Raw genomic sequence first — 16,038 nt, forward strand, 5'->3', positions numbered from 1 at the left:
CGGGGGCGTTACCGGGGCGTTCTGGTTGGGATGGTCAGGGCATCACCGCCCAGCGCCCGCGTCTGTGGCAGCGGTTCCAGGCCCAGTTCATCCAGCGCGCTGCGGAGTTGATCGTAGACGCGGCGGGCGGCGGCGGCGTTGCCGCGTGCGTGCCAGGCGCGCATCAGGGCGTGGGCGGCCCCCTCGTGGGCGGGGTCCAGGGCCAGCGCACGTTCGGCGGCGCGGGCGGCGAGTTCGCTGTCCCCACCGTTCAGGGCCTGCTCGGCCTCGGCAGCCAGCGCGTCGGGCAGGCGGGCGGCGTAACGCTGGGCCTCGTGCTGCACGTCGGCCAGGTCAGAATCGGCCACCCGCTCCGGCAGGGCCAGCAGACCTTTCAGGCGTCCAGCGGCCCCAGTCTGCGCGTCCAGCAGCGTGCGGGCAGCGTGCAGATCAATGCACAGATCGGGACCAGACCGGAGGCGGATCCAATCGCCGCGTTCCAGAAACACGCCGCTGGTCACCCCCTCTTCCAGCACCTGCCCCAGCGCATGCAACGTCACGCGGAAATTGCGCTCACCCACGCCGGGATCAGCCCCTGGAAACAGCGCTTCCTGCGCGGCCTCGCGGGGCAGACCCTCACCGTGGACCGAGAGCAGCGCCAGCAGATCACGCGCCTTGGCCCGTCCCCAGTCGCGCGCCCTCGTCTCATGGCTGCGGGTGACCGAGACGCGGCCCAGCACCGAGATCTGGACGCTGAAGCCGGGGGTCTGATCGGGCTGGGGCAGGTGCGGGTAGCCCAGTTGGCGGGCGATGGGCAGCAGGGCCGGCTGAAGTTCGGGGTGTGCCTGTGCCAACTGCGCCAGCAACCGCGCCCGCCCAGGTGAACCGGCGGCGGGCGACAGCAGGCCGCGCCGGGCCAGCAGAAACGGATAGCGCGCCGCTGCGTGGGCCGCCTCCAGCTCCCCGCCGCCATCCGCCGCGAAACGGGCCAGCGCCACGCAGGCCAGCCCGAACGTGTCGCCGCAGGTCTGGAAGGCGGTGAGAGCTGCGTCCAGCCCAGCCTCATCCACGCCGCCCGACTCCTGCACGCCCAGCGCAGCCGCCAGATGCAGCAGCCCGGCCATGTAGCCGTCGCCCCCGGCCTGGTCCAGCGCCTCCATTTTCAGCGCTCCGGCCCGCTGCGCGTCGCCCGCCCGCCCAGCCAGCGCCGCCAGCCCCATCAGCGGCTCCACGCGCAGGCGACCCGAAATGTGCTGGGCCAGCGTCAGGGCGTCTGCATAGGAGGCCCGCGCACCCTCCAGATCGCCCGCCGTCATGTCGGCATGGCCCAGCCGCGCCAGCGCCAGCGAGCGAACGAATGGGCTTTCCAGGCGCTCGCCCTCGGCCAGTCCGGCGCGGGCGTTCCCGGCGGCCTGCGCCGACTCGCCGCGCAGCGCGTGGACGAAAGAAGCCAGCAGCAGCCCCTCCCGGTGGTTCTGGGCGGCCCGCGCGCCCCCGGCCTCGCCCCGTGCCGCCGCCAGTGCCAGTTCCAGCGCCCGTTCCAGATCGCCGGAACGCAGAGCAGCTCTTGCGCCGTTCCGCAAATCAGGTTCCAGTGCCAGTGCCTCCGGCAGCCGCCCGGCATTCAACAGGTTCTCGGCCCGCATGCGCCGGAGAATGGGAGAGTCGGGAGCCAGGGTGGCCGCCACATCCAGCGCTTCCCAGGCCGCGTCCGGCTGCACGGTGTCCAGAGCCACCTGCACCTGCCCCAGCACCCGCAGCAGCGGCGTGGCCTGTTCGTACTCGGCCAGCGCCTCGCCGTAGCGCGACGACAGGCGCAGGGCGTCCCCCGCCAGCGCGTGCAGTTCGGGCGTCCAGACTGCGCGGGGCAGGCGGCCCAGGCTGCGCTCGATCAGCCCGGCCCGGCCCTGGTCCAGCCATCCCGCCCCGTACACCGAGAGCAGCGCCGCCGCCCGCGCCGTGTCGCCCGACAGCAGATGCGCGGCCAGCGCCCGGCGGGGCCGTCCAGTGCGCTCAAAATACGCGGCCCCACGCGCGGCCAGCACCTGAATCTCGCTGCCCGACAGCCCGGCCCGCAGGTGGGCGCGCAGCAGGGGATGGGCGCGGTAGACGGCCCCTTCCGAACCCGCCAGATGATCCGAGCGCGTCAGGAAGGTGCCGCCGCTGGCCAGCGCTTCCAGCAGCGCCGCCCCGTCCGGCTCTGCCAGCACTTCGCGGGCCAGTTCGGGCGTCAGTTCCTCAAACAGGCTGCCGCGTGTCAGCACGCCGCGCAGGGCCGGGTCCAGCGGTCCCAGCACCTCGGAGGCCAGGTAGGCAAACAGCGTTCCCAGTTGCGCCTCTCCACCGTCCAGATCGGCGAGCGCGGCCAGTTGAACGCGGCCCTGCGCTGCCGCCTGCGCCAGAAAGCGCACCGCGATGGGCCAGCCCTCGGTGACGGTGTGGGCCAGGCGCACCTCCGCATCGGTGGGAGTCAGGCCGCCCGCACGCAGCAGCCCGCCCACCTCCTGCCGGGTAAAGGCCAGGTCTGCGGTGCCCAGCCGCGTGACCTCGCCTGCCGCGTCCAGCCGGGCCAGTTCGGGCAGGGCCAGCGGCACGCGTGACAGTAATGCCAGCCGCCCAGCCGTGGTGCCGGGGCCGCCGCCGCCCAGCAACTCACGCAGCAGGTCAGCGACGGCCCCGCCCCCCCCAGATTCAGCGCTCAGGTGCTGCGCCTCGTCCAGCACCAAGAGGCCGCCGCAGGCGTCCAGCAGGTCTGCCACGCGCGCCGCTACACGGCGGGGAGAGGCTCCGGCATCCAGCAACCCGGCCACCTCTGCGCCTCCCGGCAGGCCCTCGGCGGCCAGCGCCAGCCCAGCGGCCAGCACCTGTGGATCGGCGTCGTCGGCATCCAGGGTCAGCCACGCGTGCGCCCCGCCCACCATGCTTCCGGCCAGTGCGGTGGTCTTGCCGTAGCCTGCCGGGGCCACCAGCAGCAGCACCCGCGCCGCGTCCATCACGGCCTGAAGGCGGGGCCGGGCCAGCGCGCCGCGCACCGCAGGCACCCGCGCCCGCCGCCGCGAGGTCAGGTCACGCCAGTTGAGGGTCATGCCCGGATGCTAGCAAGGCCGTGCTGCTGGGGTCTGACCCGCCCCTGATCTGAAGACTCGGAGCAAACATACTGTTTAAACGAGAGGCACAGATTGAAGGAGGGGTACGGAGGCAGGGCTACTGCAAAGTCAGCTTCAGGGGGTAGAAGTGCGGCAAACCGGAAGGCAAACCCCTCAGTCTGCTTCGCAGCCAGCTCCCCTCAAAAGGGAGCCAAGGGGTGCAAAAGAACGTGCAGCGCGGCAATCTCCTTGCCTCCCTTCTAAGGGGAGGTGGCCCGTAGGGCCGGAGGGGTTAAGCGGGCCTGCCCACCCCACAATCGACTTTGCGGTAGCCCTGGGCATGGAGGCCGCCGGGTAGCCCTGCCCGCTACAGTGCCAGATACGCCTCCCGCACCCCCGGATCGGCCAGCAGCGCCTCTCCAGTGCCCTCCTTGACCACCTCGCCGTTTTCCAGCACGTAGGCCCGCTGCGCCAGCTTGAGGCTCAGGCCCACGTTCTGTTCCACCAGCAGCACGCTGACGCCCTCGGCATGGACAGCTTTCAGCGCCCCGAACACGGTCTGGGTCATCAGGGGCGACAGGCCCAGGCTGGGTTCGTCCACCACCAGCACGCTAGGGCGTCCCATCAGGGCGCGGCCCACGGCCACCATCTGCTGCTCGCCGCCCGACAGTGTTCCGGCCAGTTGCCCGGCACGCTCGGCCAGACGGGGAAACAGCGAGTAGACGTGGTCCAGGGTCTGCGCCTGTTTCGCGCGTGCCTCCGGGCGCATGGCCGCGCCCAGTTCCAGGTTCTCGCGCACGGTCATCAGGCCGAACAGTTCCCGGCCCTCGGGGACGTGGCCCAGGCCCAGGCTCACGATCTGCGTCGGCGTGGCACGGGTGATGTCGTGGCCGCCCAGGCGGATGCTGCCGCCTGTAGGCCGCACCACCCCGCTGACCGCTCGCAGTGTGGTGGTCTTCCCTGCCCCGTTGGCCCCGATCATGGCGACAAATTCCCCTGGCCCGACGCGCACGCTGACGTCCCACAACACCTGAATCTTGCCGTAGCCAGCAGCAAGGTTTTCAATGATCAATTCCTGGCCCTGAAAGGCGGTCATGGGGCGGCCTTCGTGGAGAGGTGGAGGATTGCGGTAGGGGCTTGCCCGGTGGCCCCCTCACCCCGTTGCTTCGCAACGCCCCTCTCCCACAGGGGTAGAGGGGACAGGAACCTCAGACCCGCAGACTCTTTGACCCTTAGACCTTTCATCCTCATCACGCTCCCAGCCCCTCTTCCGTGCCCAGGTACGCGGCCACCACCTGCGGGTGCGCCGTGACCTCACGGTACGTGCCCTGCGCGATCACCTGCCCCTGATCCATGACCACCACGCGGTCTGCCAGATCACGCACCACCGGCATGATGTGTTCGATAAACAGCACGCTGACGCCATCGGCGCGCACGCTCCGTATTAGCTCTACAGCTTCGGCGGCCTCGCCGGGGCGCAGACCGGCCATGACCTCGTCCAGCAGCAGCACGCGCGGCCCCGTCGCCAGGGCGCGGGCGATTTCCATGCGCTTGTCCTGCAACAGCGTCAGTTCGTGGGCGGCGCGGGCGGCCTGATCGGCCAGTCCGGTGCGCTCCAGCAGGTCATAGGCGCGTTCGCGGGCCTGCGGCAAGGTGGTGCCGGGTTGCCCGAACAGCGCGCCCACCGTCACGTTCTCGTGAACGGTCATCTCGGGAAACGGACGCACCACCTGGAAGGCGCGGCCCAGCCCGGCGTGGCAGCGGTGTTCCATCGGCGCGTGCGTGATGTCCTGACCAAGCAGTTCCAGCCGCCCGGTGCTGGGCCGGTAGACCCCCGACAGCAGGTTGAGGAGGGTGGTCTTGCCCGCCCCGTTCGGCCCGATCACCGCCAGAATCTCGCCGTCGTAGTGGTCAAAGGTCACGTTCTGGACGGCCTGAAGACCACCGAATCGTTTGCTCAGACCGTCAGCCCTCAAAACAACCTCACCCGGCATGCTCATACGTCTCCCCCATGCTTGCCGCGCCGGAACAGGCCCATCAGCCCGCGCGGCAGCCACAGGATGCTGAGCATCAGGACCAGCCCGTAGACCACCAGATAGCCGTTCTTGACCACGTTGTGCAGCGCTTCCTCGGCCACGCGCAGCACCGTTGCACCCAGAATCGGCCCCAGCGTCGTGTACAGCCCGCCGAAGATGCTGGTGGTCAGCGGCGCGATGGAGTTGGCAAGGCTGAAGGTATCCAGCGGACTGATAAAAAACGTCTTGCCCGCGTACAGCACCCCTGCCAGCGCCGCCAGAAAGCTGGAGATGAAGAACGCGGCCAGCTTGTAGCGCACGGTGGACACGCCCAGCACCCGCGCCGTTTCCTCGCCCTGCCGGATGGCGGCAAAGGCGTGGTGCAGGCGGCCTGTCCGCACTGCCAGACTGACCCCAGCCGTCAGCGCCAGCAGCGCCAGCGCCAGCAGGTACTGTCCGCGCGAGTTGCCGCCCAGCAGCGCCGGGACCAGCAGGCCGTTCGCGCCGCCCGCCACGCTTTCCGGCAGGTTCTGGATCACGGTCCGCACCACTTCGGTAAAGGCCAGCGTGGCGATGGCGAAGTACATGCCGCTCAGGCGCATGGTCACCGCGCCCAGCACCAGACTGATCACGCCCGCGCCCAGCGCCGCCAGGGGCATCGCCAGCGGCCACGCCATGCCGGTTTTCAGCAGCAGCGCGTAGCCGTAAGCGCCCAGCCCGTAGAACGCCGCGTGCGCCAGACTGACCTGCCCGCTGCGGGCCAGAATGTCCCACGACAGCGCCATGATGCCGGCCACCAGCGTGAAAAAGCCGATCTGCAACAGGAACGCCCCCCGGTCTCCCAGCGGCAGGAAGGGAAAAACCAGAGCCAACACAAAAAAGATCGCCAGCGGGATCAGCGCTATACCGGTGATGTCAGGCTTGCGCGCCGCCTGTCGTTTGGAGGCGGGCGTGCCCATCCGGTCAGCCCTCATGCTGGCCGCCTGAACGAGCGCAGCACCAGCGTGCCGAAGATCATCAGGAAGAACACCGCGTCACTCCAGCCGCCGCCCCCCGGCACGTAGGTCTGCACCAGCGCCTCGGACAGCCCCAGAATCACCGAGGCCCACAGCACGCCGGTCAGGTTGCCCAGGCCCGCCATGACGATGATGGCAAAGGCTTTCAAGGCAAAGACCAGTCCCACGGTGGGCGAGGCGAACAGCAGCACGCTGACCAGCACCCCCGCCACCGCCGCCAGCCCGCACGACACGCCGAAGGCGATCAGGTACACCCGGTCCACCGGAATGCCGATCAGTTGCGCGCCCCGGCGGTTCTGCGCCACGGCCCGCATCTGACGGCCCAGCACCGTGCGGTACAGCATGAAGTACAGCGCGCCCAGCAGCACCACGGCCAGCCCGAAGGCGATGGCCTTGGGGCCGCCGATGCTCAGCTCACCGATGTTGAGGCTGCTGGCCTGGTACGGCGTGGTCACGGTGCGGGTGTTGCCGCCCAGCAGCATCAGCGCCAGGTTTTGCAGCAGGATGCCCAGCCCGAAGGTCAGCAGCATCTGGTTCAGTTCCGGGGCCAGCAGCACGTGCCGGATGCTGACGCGGTAGGTCAGGGCGCCCACACCGAACACTGCCACCGCCACGATGGGCAGCGACAGCAGCGGGTCCACACCCAGAAAGGCGCTGGCGGCCCAGGCCATGAAGGCCCCGATCATGAGGAATTCGCCGTGAGCGAAGTTGACGATGCCCACCACGCCCACCGCCAGCGCCAGTCCAGAGGCCACCAGCGCGTAAATCCCGCTTTGCAGCAGGCCGTTGAGAAGGGTTTGTAAAAAGAGGTCCATTCAGGCTCCGTAAGGTGACGATTTATTTGGATTCTTGGTGTTGAAAGAAGCTCTAGCTCTGGCTCAGATGCTCCAGAAAGGCTGCACTGAACTCGTCAGGCGCTTCAATGAAGGGTGAGTGGCCCACGCCGGGCAGCACCAGCTCGCGCCACTGGCCGCCGTTGGCCTCACCGCGTTCCAGCACGGTTCGCATCTGCGTCAGCATGGGCTGGGGCGGGCAGGCTTCTGCGCCGGGCCATCCAGGGACCGCCCCGAGTGCGCCCAGTTGGGCCAGATCAAACAGGCTGGTATCCCCCACGATGGCGTCGGCGTCCCCGCGCACCCACAGCACCGGCGGCGGCGGGGTCAGGTCGGCGAAGGCAGAGAGGTTCATGTATCTGGAACTGAAGGCGTTCGCCACCCCAGCCGTTCCCGGCGCGACATTCGGCCAGTATTCGCTGGGGGTCATATCGCCAGGATAGAAGCCGTCCCCGGTGCGGGTCCCCAGCATGGAAGACACCCACGCCTCTTCCTTCTGTGGGTCTGGCTGAAACCGCGCGGCGTTGAAATAGAACTTCCGCATCACGTCGCGCGGGCTGCCTGCCGTGTCCGAGCGGTCCCCCGCCGCCAGCAAGGGGGCGAAGGCCGGGTTGACTGTGCCGCCGCCCGATCCTGCGAAATCCGGGGTGTTGGGCGTGCCGTTCTCTCCGTGTGTGCCGCCGAAGCCGTAGGGACTGACCGGGGCCACCAGCGTCAGGGTCTGCACCCGCTGCGGGGCGCTCAGGGCCACCTGCATGACCACGCCGCCGCCCATGCTCCAGCCCAGCAGGTGCGCATCTTTCCACTCCAGCGCGTCCAGCAGGGCCAGCAGATCGTCGGACCAGTCCTTCAGACCGCGCGTGGCGTCAATGGGTCTGGCCTCGCTGTCGCCGTAGCCGCGCAGATCGGGGGCCACGGCGTGAATGTCGCCTGGCAAGCCTTCCATCAGGTCACGAAAGAATTCGCTGCTGGACACGTTGCCGTGGACGAGCAGCAGCCTGCGCCCGGCCTCACTCTTTGCGGGACGTTCCAGCACGGCAGTGTTCAGGCGGGAGGTCTGGATGGTGCGTGAAATGGGTGTCATCTGGTCTCCCTGGGCTGTGCGTGAACATGGAGCCACGGCCTGATCCCTCCCTTCCACTGGGAAAGCAGACTGAAGGATCAGGCCGTGGCGGCCTCCACGCCTTAGCCGGCGTCGTGATTGCTCAGAGCGTTACTTGCCCCACACCAGTTTCTTCTGCGCGAATTTGACGGGATAAACCGGCACGCGGGTATCGCTCAGGAACTGGAAGTGCAGCCAGTTACCGGCCTTGAAGCCCTGATACTGGGTCTTGAGGCTCTTGCTAAAGGTCAGCGGGCCAAACGGCGTGGGCATGTTGGTCCTGGCCAGTTCGGCAGCCACCTTGTCCTTGTCGGCGCTGCCGGCCTTGTTGATGGCGGCGGCCAGCGACTTGAGGTTCACGTAGGCCAGCGGCGCAAAGTATTCCTCGGTGACGTTGCCGAACTTCTTTTTGTAGGCGTCCACGAAGATACGGCTTTCCCTGGTGGGGCTGGTGGGCAGCCACAGGCTCAGGCCCGCGATGTCGTTGGCCAGGGGGTTTTTCTCGAAGCCCACGGGCCAGCTCGGCGGGGTGCCGTAAATAAGGCCCAGCTTGAGATTCTGCTGCTTGATCTCGGTGGCCAGCGGCAGGGCGTCGGTGTCGTAGCCCACCCAGTACATGATGTCGGGTTTGGCGGCCTTGGCCTTGGAGACCAGCGGGCCGAAGTTGCCGCTGCCGGTCTTGAATTTCTCGGTCAGAACGACATTGAAGCCCGCTTTCTTGAAGGCGTCCACGGTGGCATCGATGCCCGCGCTGCCGAAGGGACCGTCCTCGTAGGCGATGGCGATGTTCTTGGCCCCCTGCTTGACCTTGAGGGTCTTGAAGAAGCCCAGGATGGCCTCGAAGTTGTAATAGGACCACGGGTGGTAGTGGAAGAAGTACTTGTGGTCCGTGAACGCATCTTCAACGGGGGTGGCCGCAGCGCCGATCCAGGCCATGAAGGTGTTGTACTGCTTGGCCGGACCCGACAGGGCCACGCTGACTGCGCTGCTCACGCCGCCCGCCATGAAGTCCACCTTGTCCACCGTGACCAGCTTGACGAATTCCGGCACTGCCTTGGCCGGGGCGCTGGCGTCGTCGCCGTAGACCACTTCCAGCGGTTTGCCCAGCACGCCCCCGGCCTTGTTGATCTCGTCCAGCGCCAGTTCGTAGCCGTTCTTGGCGGCCTGCCCCGAAACACTGCCCCCGCCCGAAAGAGGAATCAACACGCCCACCTTTACCGCACCCGCGCCCGAAACCGCGAGCAGCATGCCCGTCAGAAGTAGAGTTTTCATAACGCGGGCAGTGTAACGGGGGGGCGTCACGTGGGCGTTACAGGTCCGCCCTCGTCGATCCCACTGCTTCTCACTGTGACCACCCAGTAACGCTCCCCACCTAACCTCTACCCTGATGAGCGACACGCTGCGGGGGGCAAGGCTGGAGCAGGACGGGGGACCGGGCGGGTGGGTTTTCTCGGCCCAGACGACGTTTGCAGGCGTGGACGTGCCGCTGCGGCTGGGCGCACGGTCCTGGGGAACGCTGAATGCGGCCCGCGACAACGCCGTGCTGGTCTGCCATTACTACACCGGCACCATGCGCGCGGCGGGAACCAACCCGGACGGCACCCCCGGCTGGTGGGCCACGTTGATCGGGCTGGGGCTGGCGCTGGACACGGATCGGTTTTTCGTGATCTGCATGAACACGCCGTCCAACGTGCAGGCCCACGATCCAGGCATCGTGACCACCGGGCCGGACACCCCCCACCCGGACGGACAGGTCTGGGGGCCTCGTTTCCCAACCTGGGATTTCGGCAACCTGCACGCCATTCAACTGGAATTGATGCGGACGCTGGGTGTGGCGCGCTGGCACGCGGTGGCTGGCCCCAGCCTGGGCGGCCTCCAGGCCCTCCAGTGGGCCGCACGGTGTCCCGAACTCGCGCCGCGCGTGGTGGCGGTGGCCGCCAGCCCACACACCGGCCCCTCACTGCGTGACGCCTTCACTCCGTTTTTGCGTCAGGCGGCGCGTGTGGGCGGCCTGGATGAAGCCTTGCGTGTGATCACTTTCTTCGGCCTGGGAGCGGACGGGCTGGAGGCGATGTTCCGCAACGCCGACTTTGGCGGCTACCTGGCCTCCCGTTCTGGAACGGCCAGCCTGCCGCACATTCTGGACATCGCGCGGGTGGTGGGAACGCATGATCTGGCAGCGGTGGCCCCGCACCCGGAATTGTTCGCCCGCTGGGCCGGGTCGGGACTGCAACTGCTGACCGCAAACATCGCCGTGGACCAGTTCTTTCCCGCTGCCGAGATGCGGGCCTTCGCGCAGGCATCGGCGGCGGCGGGCGTTCGCCATACCCATCTGGAATTTGTCTCCGCGCAGGGTCACCTGGGCTGCGTGAGCGATACGCCGGCCTTCGCGCAGCAGGTGCGGGCCTTGCTGGACACCCCGGCAGCGCCGCTCCTGCCTGTCGCCAGCGCCGAGCGCATCACGCGGGTCTGATGCAGGTGGGTTTGGTGCCACACGCCGTACAGGACGGGCGATGCGTTCACAGCGCTCAATCTACAAATCGAGCAAATCAATAATCTCCATGCCAGCCGTGTAAAACAGCGTCATGTCGGTGACTGCGGGCCAGCGACTTCAGGACTTGCCCCTGCACAGGCTGTTCTGAGAATGAGGTCAAAGTTCAGATGGGCCGATTGAACCCTTCAGTCCGATCTGCGGCCACGAGCAGGTGACGGGTCATGCGCTGTACGGGGGCGGCGTCACCCGTCTCTGGCGGTTTCACGCTGCCGTTGTCAGCCACCGGTTCTTCCAGCATACGAACAACACCCGGTTTCCTGTGATGACCGCATGGCGTCCTGCACAGCCCTGCCAGGTTGAGTATGCTCATTTGGCCAATTCATATCCAATGCACGCGAGCGGCACTGCGCCGCCAGCACGCGCCCAGGGAGGACCAGTTGGATTTCATGCTCAACGACGAAGAACGCCAGCTCCAGCAGCTCGCCCGCACCTTTACGCAGCGGGAGATCATGCCGCAGGCGGCGGAACTGGACCGCAGCAAGGCGTTTCCGCAGGCCATCTACGATCAGGCGCTGGCCCTCGGCCTGCTGAACCTGACTGTGCCGGAAGCCTACGGCGGCGCGGGACTGGGCTGCCTGGCCCTGACCCTGGTCACGGAGGAGCTGTGCCGGGGCTGCGTGGGCGTCGGTGCCACCCTGAGCATCAACTCGCTGGCGGCAGACGCCATCATCCACCACGGCAGCGAGGAGCAAAAGCGGTGGGTGCTGCCCCGGCTGGTGGCCGGCGAACTGGCCTCATATGCCGCCACCGAGCCGGGTGGAGGCAGCGACGTGGCCGGCTTGCAGACCCGCGCGGCGCGTGACGGCGACGACTACGTGCTGTCGGGCAGCAAAACGTGGATCAGCAACGCCAATCACGCCTCGTTCTTCGTGGTGTTCGCCCGCACCGGGGACGGCGGCAGCCGGGGCCTGAGCGTCTTTATCGTCGAGCGCGGCACGCCGGGACTGCGGATCGGTGAGCCGCTGGACAAGCTGGGCCAGCGCTGTGCGCCCACCTGCGAGGTCTTTTTCGACGGCTGCCGCATTCCTGCCTCCCAGCGTGTTGGCGAGGAGGGCCAGGGCTTCCGCATCGCGATGGACGCCTTCGATCACTCGCGTCCGATGGTGGCGGCCTTCGGGGTGGGCGTCCACGCCCGCTGCCTGGAGGAAAGTCTGGCTTACGCGCAGACCCGGGTGACGATGGGGCAGCCGATCATCCGTCATCAACTGGTGGCCGCCAAGCTGGCCGAGATGTCCACCTCGCTGGAGGCCGCCCGGCTACTGGCCTACCGCGCCGCGTGGCTGATCGACCACGGCCAGCGCAACACCCTGGCTGCCTCGCAGGCCAAGCTGTTCGCCGCCGAGAGCGTGATGGCGGCGGCCACCGAGGCCGTACAGATCTTCGGCGGCATGGGCTACTCGACGGAATACCCCGTAGAAAAGCTGTTCCGGGACGCCAAGGTGCTGCAAATCTATGAGGGAACCAGCGAGATTCAGAAACTGGTGATTGCCCGCGAATTGCAGCGGTAATTCAGGCGTGGAAGCACATTAAAGACCGGAAATACAGGGGGAGGCAACATGAATCTCAAAGACAAGACGGTGCTGATCACGGGGGCAGCCTCCGGGCTGGGGGCGGGCACGGCCCGAATGGTGGCCGGGGCGGGCGGCTTTCCGCTGATGCTGGATCTGAATGCGGAGGCGGGTGAGGCGCTGGCCGGGGAACTCGGCGGCCTGTTCGTGCGGGCGGACGTGAGCAGCGAGGCGGACGTTCAGGCGGCCCTTCACGCCGGACTTGAGCGCTTCGGAGCCTTGCACGGGGCGGTGAGCTGTGCCGGGATCGCCCCGGCGGCCACCACGGCAGGCAAGCGCGGCCCACACCCGCTGGACGTCTTCGAGCGCACGGTGCGGGTCAATCTGATCGGCACCTTTAACGTGATCCGGCTGGCGGCGCAGGCCATGCTGGACCACGAACCCGGCGAGGGGGGCGAGCGGGGTGTAATCGTCAACACTGCCTCGGTCGCCGCCTATGACGGTCAGATCGGACAGGCCGCCTACGCGGCCAGCAAGGGTGGGGTGGTGGGCATGACCCTGCCGATTGCCCGTGACCTCGCCCGCAGCGGGATCCGCGTGGTCACCGTGGCCCCCGGCATCTTCGAGACGCCCATGCTCCAGGGTCTGCCACAGGACGCCCAGGATTCGCTGGGCCAGCAGGTGCCGTTTCCCAGCCGCCTGGGCCGCGCCGACGAATATGCCGCGCTGGTGCGGCACATCTTTGAAAATCAGATGCTCAATGGCGAGACTATCCGGCTGGACGGCGCGATCAGGATGGCCCCCAGATGAGCGCCCAGACGGCAGCGCGGCCCTGTAACCGGGTACGGCGCAGCACCCTGACCCTGGCCGGACGTCCTGACCATTCCCCATCACCACAGGAGCATCTATGAGAGAAGCCGTTATTCTGGAAGCCCTTCGCACGCCCTACGGCAAGCGGGGCGGAGCTTACCGCGACGTGCGCCCCGACGCCCTGCTCGCCTTTGCCCTGAACGGGCTGCTGGACCGCGCTGGTCTGGACGCGGGCAAAATTGAAGACGTGATTGCCGGCACCGTCACGCAAACGGGCGAGCAGGGCGCGAACATCGGGCGGCTGGCCGTGCTGCTGGCCGGATTTCCTGCCGAGGTACCGGCCTTGAGCCTGAACCGCATGTGCGGCAGCGGACAGCAGGCCGTCCACTTTGCGGCGCAGGGGATAGCCGCCGGGGACCTGACCTACGCCATCGGCTGCGGCGTCGAGAGCATGACCCGCGTGCCCATGTTCAGCGACATCGGCGGCGGCTTCGAGCGTCTCAATCCCGAACTGCTCTCAACGGTCGATCTGATTCATCAGGGAAAAAGTGCAGAGCGCATCGCCAGCGCCTGGGGCCTGGGCCGCGACATGCTCGACGCTTACGCCGCAGAAAGCCACCGCCGCGCCGCCGCGTCGCGCGGGTTGCACGCCGAACTGCTTCCCGCACCCGGACTGGACGCCGACGGAAATGCCGTCACCGTGCAGCACGACGAGGGTGTGCGCGGCGACATCGACCCGGTCAAGATGGCGGCCCTGAAAACACCGTTCCGTGACAATGGCGTGGTGACGGCTGGGAACGCCAGCCAGATCAGCGACGGGGCCGCCGCCGTGCTGGTGGGGGACCGTGAAGTGGCGGTGGCTGACGGCCTGCGCCCACGCGCCCGCTTCCTCGCCCGCGTGGTGGTGGGGGACGATCCCACCATGCAACTGACAGGGGTGATCCCCGCCACCCGCAAGGCGTTGGAAAAGGCGGGGATGACCCTGGATGACATCGACTGGATCGAGATCAACGAAGCCTTCGCCAGCGTGGCCCTGGCGTGGACGCACGAACTGAAGGCCGACCCTGTCAGGGTCAATCCCTGGGGCGGTGCAGTCGCCCACGGCCATCCCCTGGGGGCCAGCGGCGCGGGACTGATGGCCAAGATGCTCAGCGGTCTGGAAGCCACGGGCGGTACGGTGGGCCTGCAAACCATGTGCATCGGCCACGGCATGGCCACCTCCACCATCATCGAACGTCTCTGAAGCGCGGGGAGCGGCATGTAAAGGAAGGGGAAGTCACACGGAAGCCGTCCGTAACCCAGTAGCAATAGGGATAAAGGCCATTCCGAACCTGTCTTCCCTTTTTCACTGTGCTGTCCAGATCAGCACCCATGGGAAGGTCTGAACGCCGTTCGGATTTCCAGATGCTTTCAACACCCTGCAACCGGAGTTGGTCTACGCCTCTACGCCTTGCAACAGGTGGGAATCCCGCATACTATCCAATAACTGATGTGGATGAACTCATGACTGATCCGGGCGACGAACGCGCCATGAAGCTTGCTCAGGCTTTTCGTACCTTCAATCTGGAACAGGTTATCGGAATGTTGCGGGAGGAGTTGCACCGCCCCGTTCCTCAGTTGCGGGCCAATCTGCGTCCTGTCTTCGAGGCGGCGCAGGCACAGGAAATCGATCTGCTGTCGCCACCCGCAGACTTCCACGGCTGGCTTCAGACACCTCTGCGGCAGATTCAGACGGGGGGCGAGGCACGGGCCAATACCATTCGCGCCCGTTACGCCACGCTGAAACAGCTCTACGACGCACTGATCGACCTGGGAGTGATAGACAGCAACCCCGCGCACGGTTGCCCGCTGCCGCCGCCGGAACACAGCCAGGCCCCCCTGCCCAGCGCCGCCGATGTCCAACGTCTGCTGGCCGAAGCCGGGGCCACAGACGAAGAACTGTTTGCCGCCCTGACCCTGGTCTACCAGCAGGCTTTCCAGTTGACCGAGTTGCTGGCCCTGCGCTGGAGCGCTCTGGACTTCAGCAGCGCCGAGCTGATGCGCGCCCGCACCATCACGGCGCTGCATCCTGGAAGCCTCAAAGCCCTCCAGCCTCTCCTGTCCCGCGCAGGCGGCCCCTTACACGCCTCACAAAAAGGCCAGCGCGTCTTTTCTTTCAAGAACGCCGACGATCTCCGGTTGCAACTGTGGAAGGTGTGTCAGGCGGCCAGCCTCTCCCCCGCCATCGGGCCGCGTGAGCTGCGGCTGGCCTCGCTGCGCGACTTTCCGCAGGCCCCTCCCGGTTCCGGCTTCAGTAATCCGCAGTCCTATGAGCGGGCGCTTCGACACGCCACAGCCCTGGCCGAACGCAAGCGGCAAAAATAAACTGCCGTCTCCGATTTTCCCGGAGACGGCAGAAGGTGGATCTGGACTTTACTTGTAGTAGCCGTTGAGGATCTTCTGCTCTTCAGCGGCAGCCTGCTTGACGGCGTCGGCGGGTTTGGCCCCCTTGAGCAACACCGTGTTGATGGCGTCCACCCAGGCTTTGCGCTGTCCGGCCTCGTCCACGAACAGCGTGGAATGCGCGAACGGCAGCGAGCCTACGAAGGCCCCGAAGACCGGATCCTTTCGCAGTGCAGGATCGCCCGCGAGCTTGCGGCTGGCCGGAATCTCACCCACATTCTCCAGCCAGGTGCGCTGGGTCTGCTCGCTGGTCAGAAACTTCAGGAATTTGACGGAGGCGTCGAGCTTGTCACCCTTGGCGTTCTTGGTAATGCCATTGACCCAGTACGAGCCGAAATTGCTGCGGACCTCCGGGTTGGCCTTGAACACGGGCATCGGGATGACGCCCCAGTCGAACTTGGCCCCACTTTTGATGGTATTGATGGCGAACGAACCGTCCACGATCATGCCCACCTTGCCCGCGATAAAGGCGTCGCGGTAGCTGTTGTTGCCGGGGAAGAAGTTGGGCACGCCCAGTTTGTATTTGGTGGCCAGCTCCGTGTAGAAGGTCATCGCCCTGGCACCCGCCGCGCTGTCGTAGGTGGCGGTCTGGCCGTCCTTGCTGTAGGGCTGACCGCCGAGCTGACGCACGAGGACTTCACGGAGCATGTGGTAATCCTGCCCGTCGGGCTGAATGCCGAAGCCCAGCGTGGT

Annotated in this window: 13 protein-coding genes; 5 read left to right on the plus strand and 8 right to left on the minus strand. The window is 67.2% G+C overall.

What is annotated here, in order from left to right:
* Positions 1 to 8: 8 nt before the first annotated feature.
* The 7 genes from Q319_RS28975 to Q319_RS0113425 form a co-directional block, all read right to left on the minus strand.
* Positions 9 to 3,065 carry an ATP-binding protein gene (locus Q319_RS28975; protein WP_051655379.1) on the minus strand — a complete coding sequence of 1,019 codons (3,057 nt, stop codon included), beginning with the start codon at positions 3,063 to 3,065 and terminating at the stop codon, positions 9 to 11.
* Between the two features lie 367 nt (positions 3,066 to 3,432).
* Positions 3,433 to 4,161, minus strand: coding sequence for an ABC transporter ATP-binding protein (locus tag Q319_RS0113395; protein ID WP_029482996.1), 729 nt, complete (start codon positions 4,159 to 4,161; stop codon positions 3,433 to 3,435).
* Positions 4,162 to 4,315: 154 nt separating this feature from the next.
* Positions 4,316 to 5,065 (minus strand): ABC transporter ATP-binding protein, encoded by a 750-nt coding sequence (locus Q319_RS0113405; protein WP_029482997.1) that lies wholly within the window; start codon positions 5,063 to 5,065, stop codon positions 4,316 to 4,318.
* Positions 5,062 to 6,054, minus strand: coding sequence for a branched-chain amino acid ABC transporter permease (locus tag Q319_RS0113410; RefSeq protein WP_156039337.1), 993 nt, complete (start codon positions 6,052 to 6,054; stop codon positions 5,062 to 5,064). Before Q319_RS0113410 ends, Q319_RS0113405 begins: the two co-directional genes overlap by 4 nt.
* Positions 6,051 to 6,911, minus strand: a complete 861-nt coding sequence (locus tag Q319_RS0113415) for a branched-chain amino acid ABC transporter permease (protein ID WP_029482999.1) — start codon at positions 6,909 to 6,911, stop codon at positions 6,051 to 6,053. Before Q319_RS0113415 ends, Q319_RS0113410 begins: the two co-directional genes overlap by 4 nt.
* A gap of 52 nt (positions 6,912 to 6,963) precedes the next feature.
* Positions 6,964 to 8,013 (minus strand): alpha/beta fold hydrolase, encoded by a 1,050-nt coding sequence (locus Q319_RS0113420; RefSeq protein ID WP_029483000.1) that lies wholly within the window; start codon positions 8,011 to 8,013, stop codon positions 6,964 to 6,966.
* Between the two features lie 129 nt (positions 8,014 to 8,142).
* Positions 8,143 to 9,303: an ABC transporter substrate-binding protein gene (locus Q319_RS0113425; RefSeq protein WP_029483001.1), complete on the minus strand. Its 1,161-nt coding sequence runs from the start codon at positions 9,301 to 9,303 to the stop codon at positions 8,143 to 8,145.
* 115 nt (positions 9,304 to 9,418) lie between these two features.
* Here Q319_RS0113425 and Q319_RS0113430 point away from each other — a divergent pair, with 115 nt between their 5' ends.
* From Q319_RS0113430 to Q319_RS0113455, 5 genes are all read left to right on the plus strand, one after another.
* Positions 9,419 to 10,504 carry an alpha/beta fold hydrolase gene (locus Q319_RS0113430; RefSeq protein WP_051655380.1) on the plus strand — a complete coding sequence of 362 codons (1,086 nt, stop codon included), beginning with the start codon at positions 9,419 to 9,421 and terminating at the stop codon, positions 10,502 to 10,504.
* Between the two features lie 467 nt (positions 10,505 to 10,971).
* A complete protein-coding gene (locus Q319_RS0113440; protein ID WP_211252368.1) occupies positions 10,972 to 12,093 on the plus strand; it encodes an acyl-CoA dehydrogenase family protein in 1,122 nt (373 codons plus the stop codon).
* 48 nt (positions 12,094 to 12,141) lie between these two features.
* Complete coding sequence (locus tag Q319_RS0113445; protein WP_029483004.1) at positions 12,142 to 12,903, plus strand: 3-hydroxyacyl-CoA dehydrogenase; 762 nt, start codon at positions 12,142 to 12,144, stop codon at positions 12,901 to 12,903.
* Between the two features lie 97 nt (positions 12,904 to 13,000).
* Positions 13,001 to 14,146, plus strand: a complete 1,146-nt coding sequence (locus Q319_RS0113450) for a thiolase family protein (protein ID WP_029483005.1) — start codon at positions 13,001 to 13,003, stop codon at positions 14,144 to 14,146.
* Positions 14,147 to 14,406: 260 nt separating this feature from the next.
* Complete coding sequence (locus Q319_RS0113455; protein WP_029483006.1) at positions 14,407 to 15,267, plus strand: site-specific integrase; 861 nt, start codon at positions 14,407 to 14,409, stop codon at positions 15,265 to 15,267.
* Positions 15,268 to 15,315: 48 nt separating this feature from the next.
* Here the strand turns inward: Q319_RS0113455 and Q319_RS0113460 are convergent.
* Positions 15,316 to 16,038 (minus strand): extracellular solute-binding protein (locus Q319_RS0113460; protein WP_029483007.1); only part of this gene is annotated, 723 nt, incomplete at its 5' end.

It is taken from the genome of Deinococcus marmoris DSM 12784, assembly GCF_000701405.1.
Taxonomy (GTDB): Bacteria; Deinococcota; Deinococci; order Deinococcales; family Deinococcaceae; genus Deinococcus; species Deinococcus marmoris.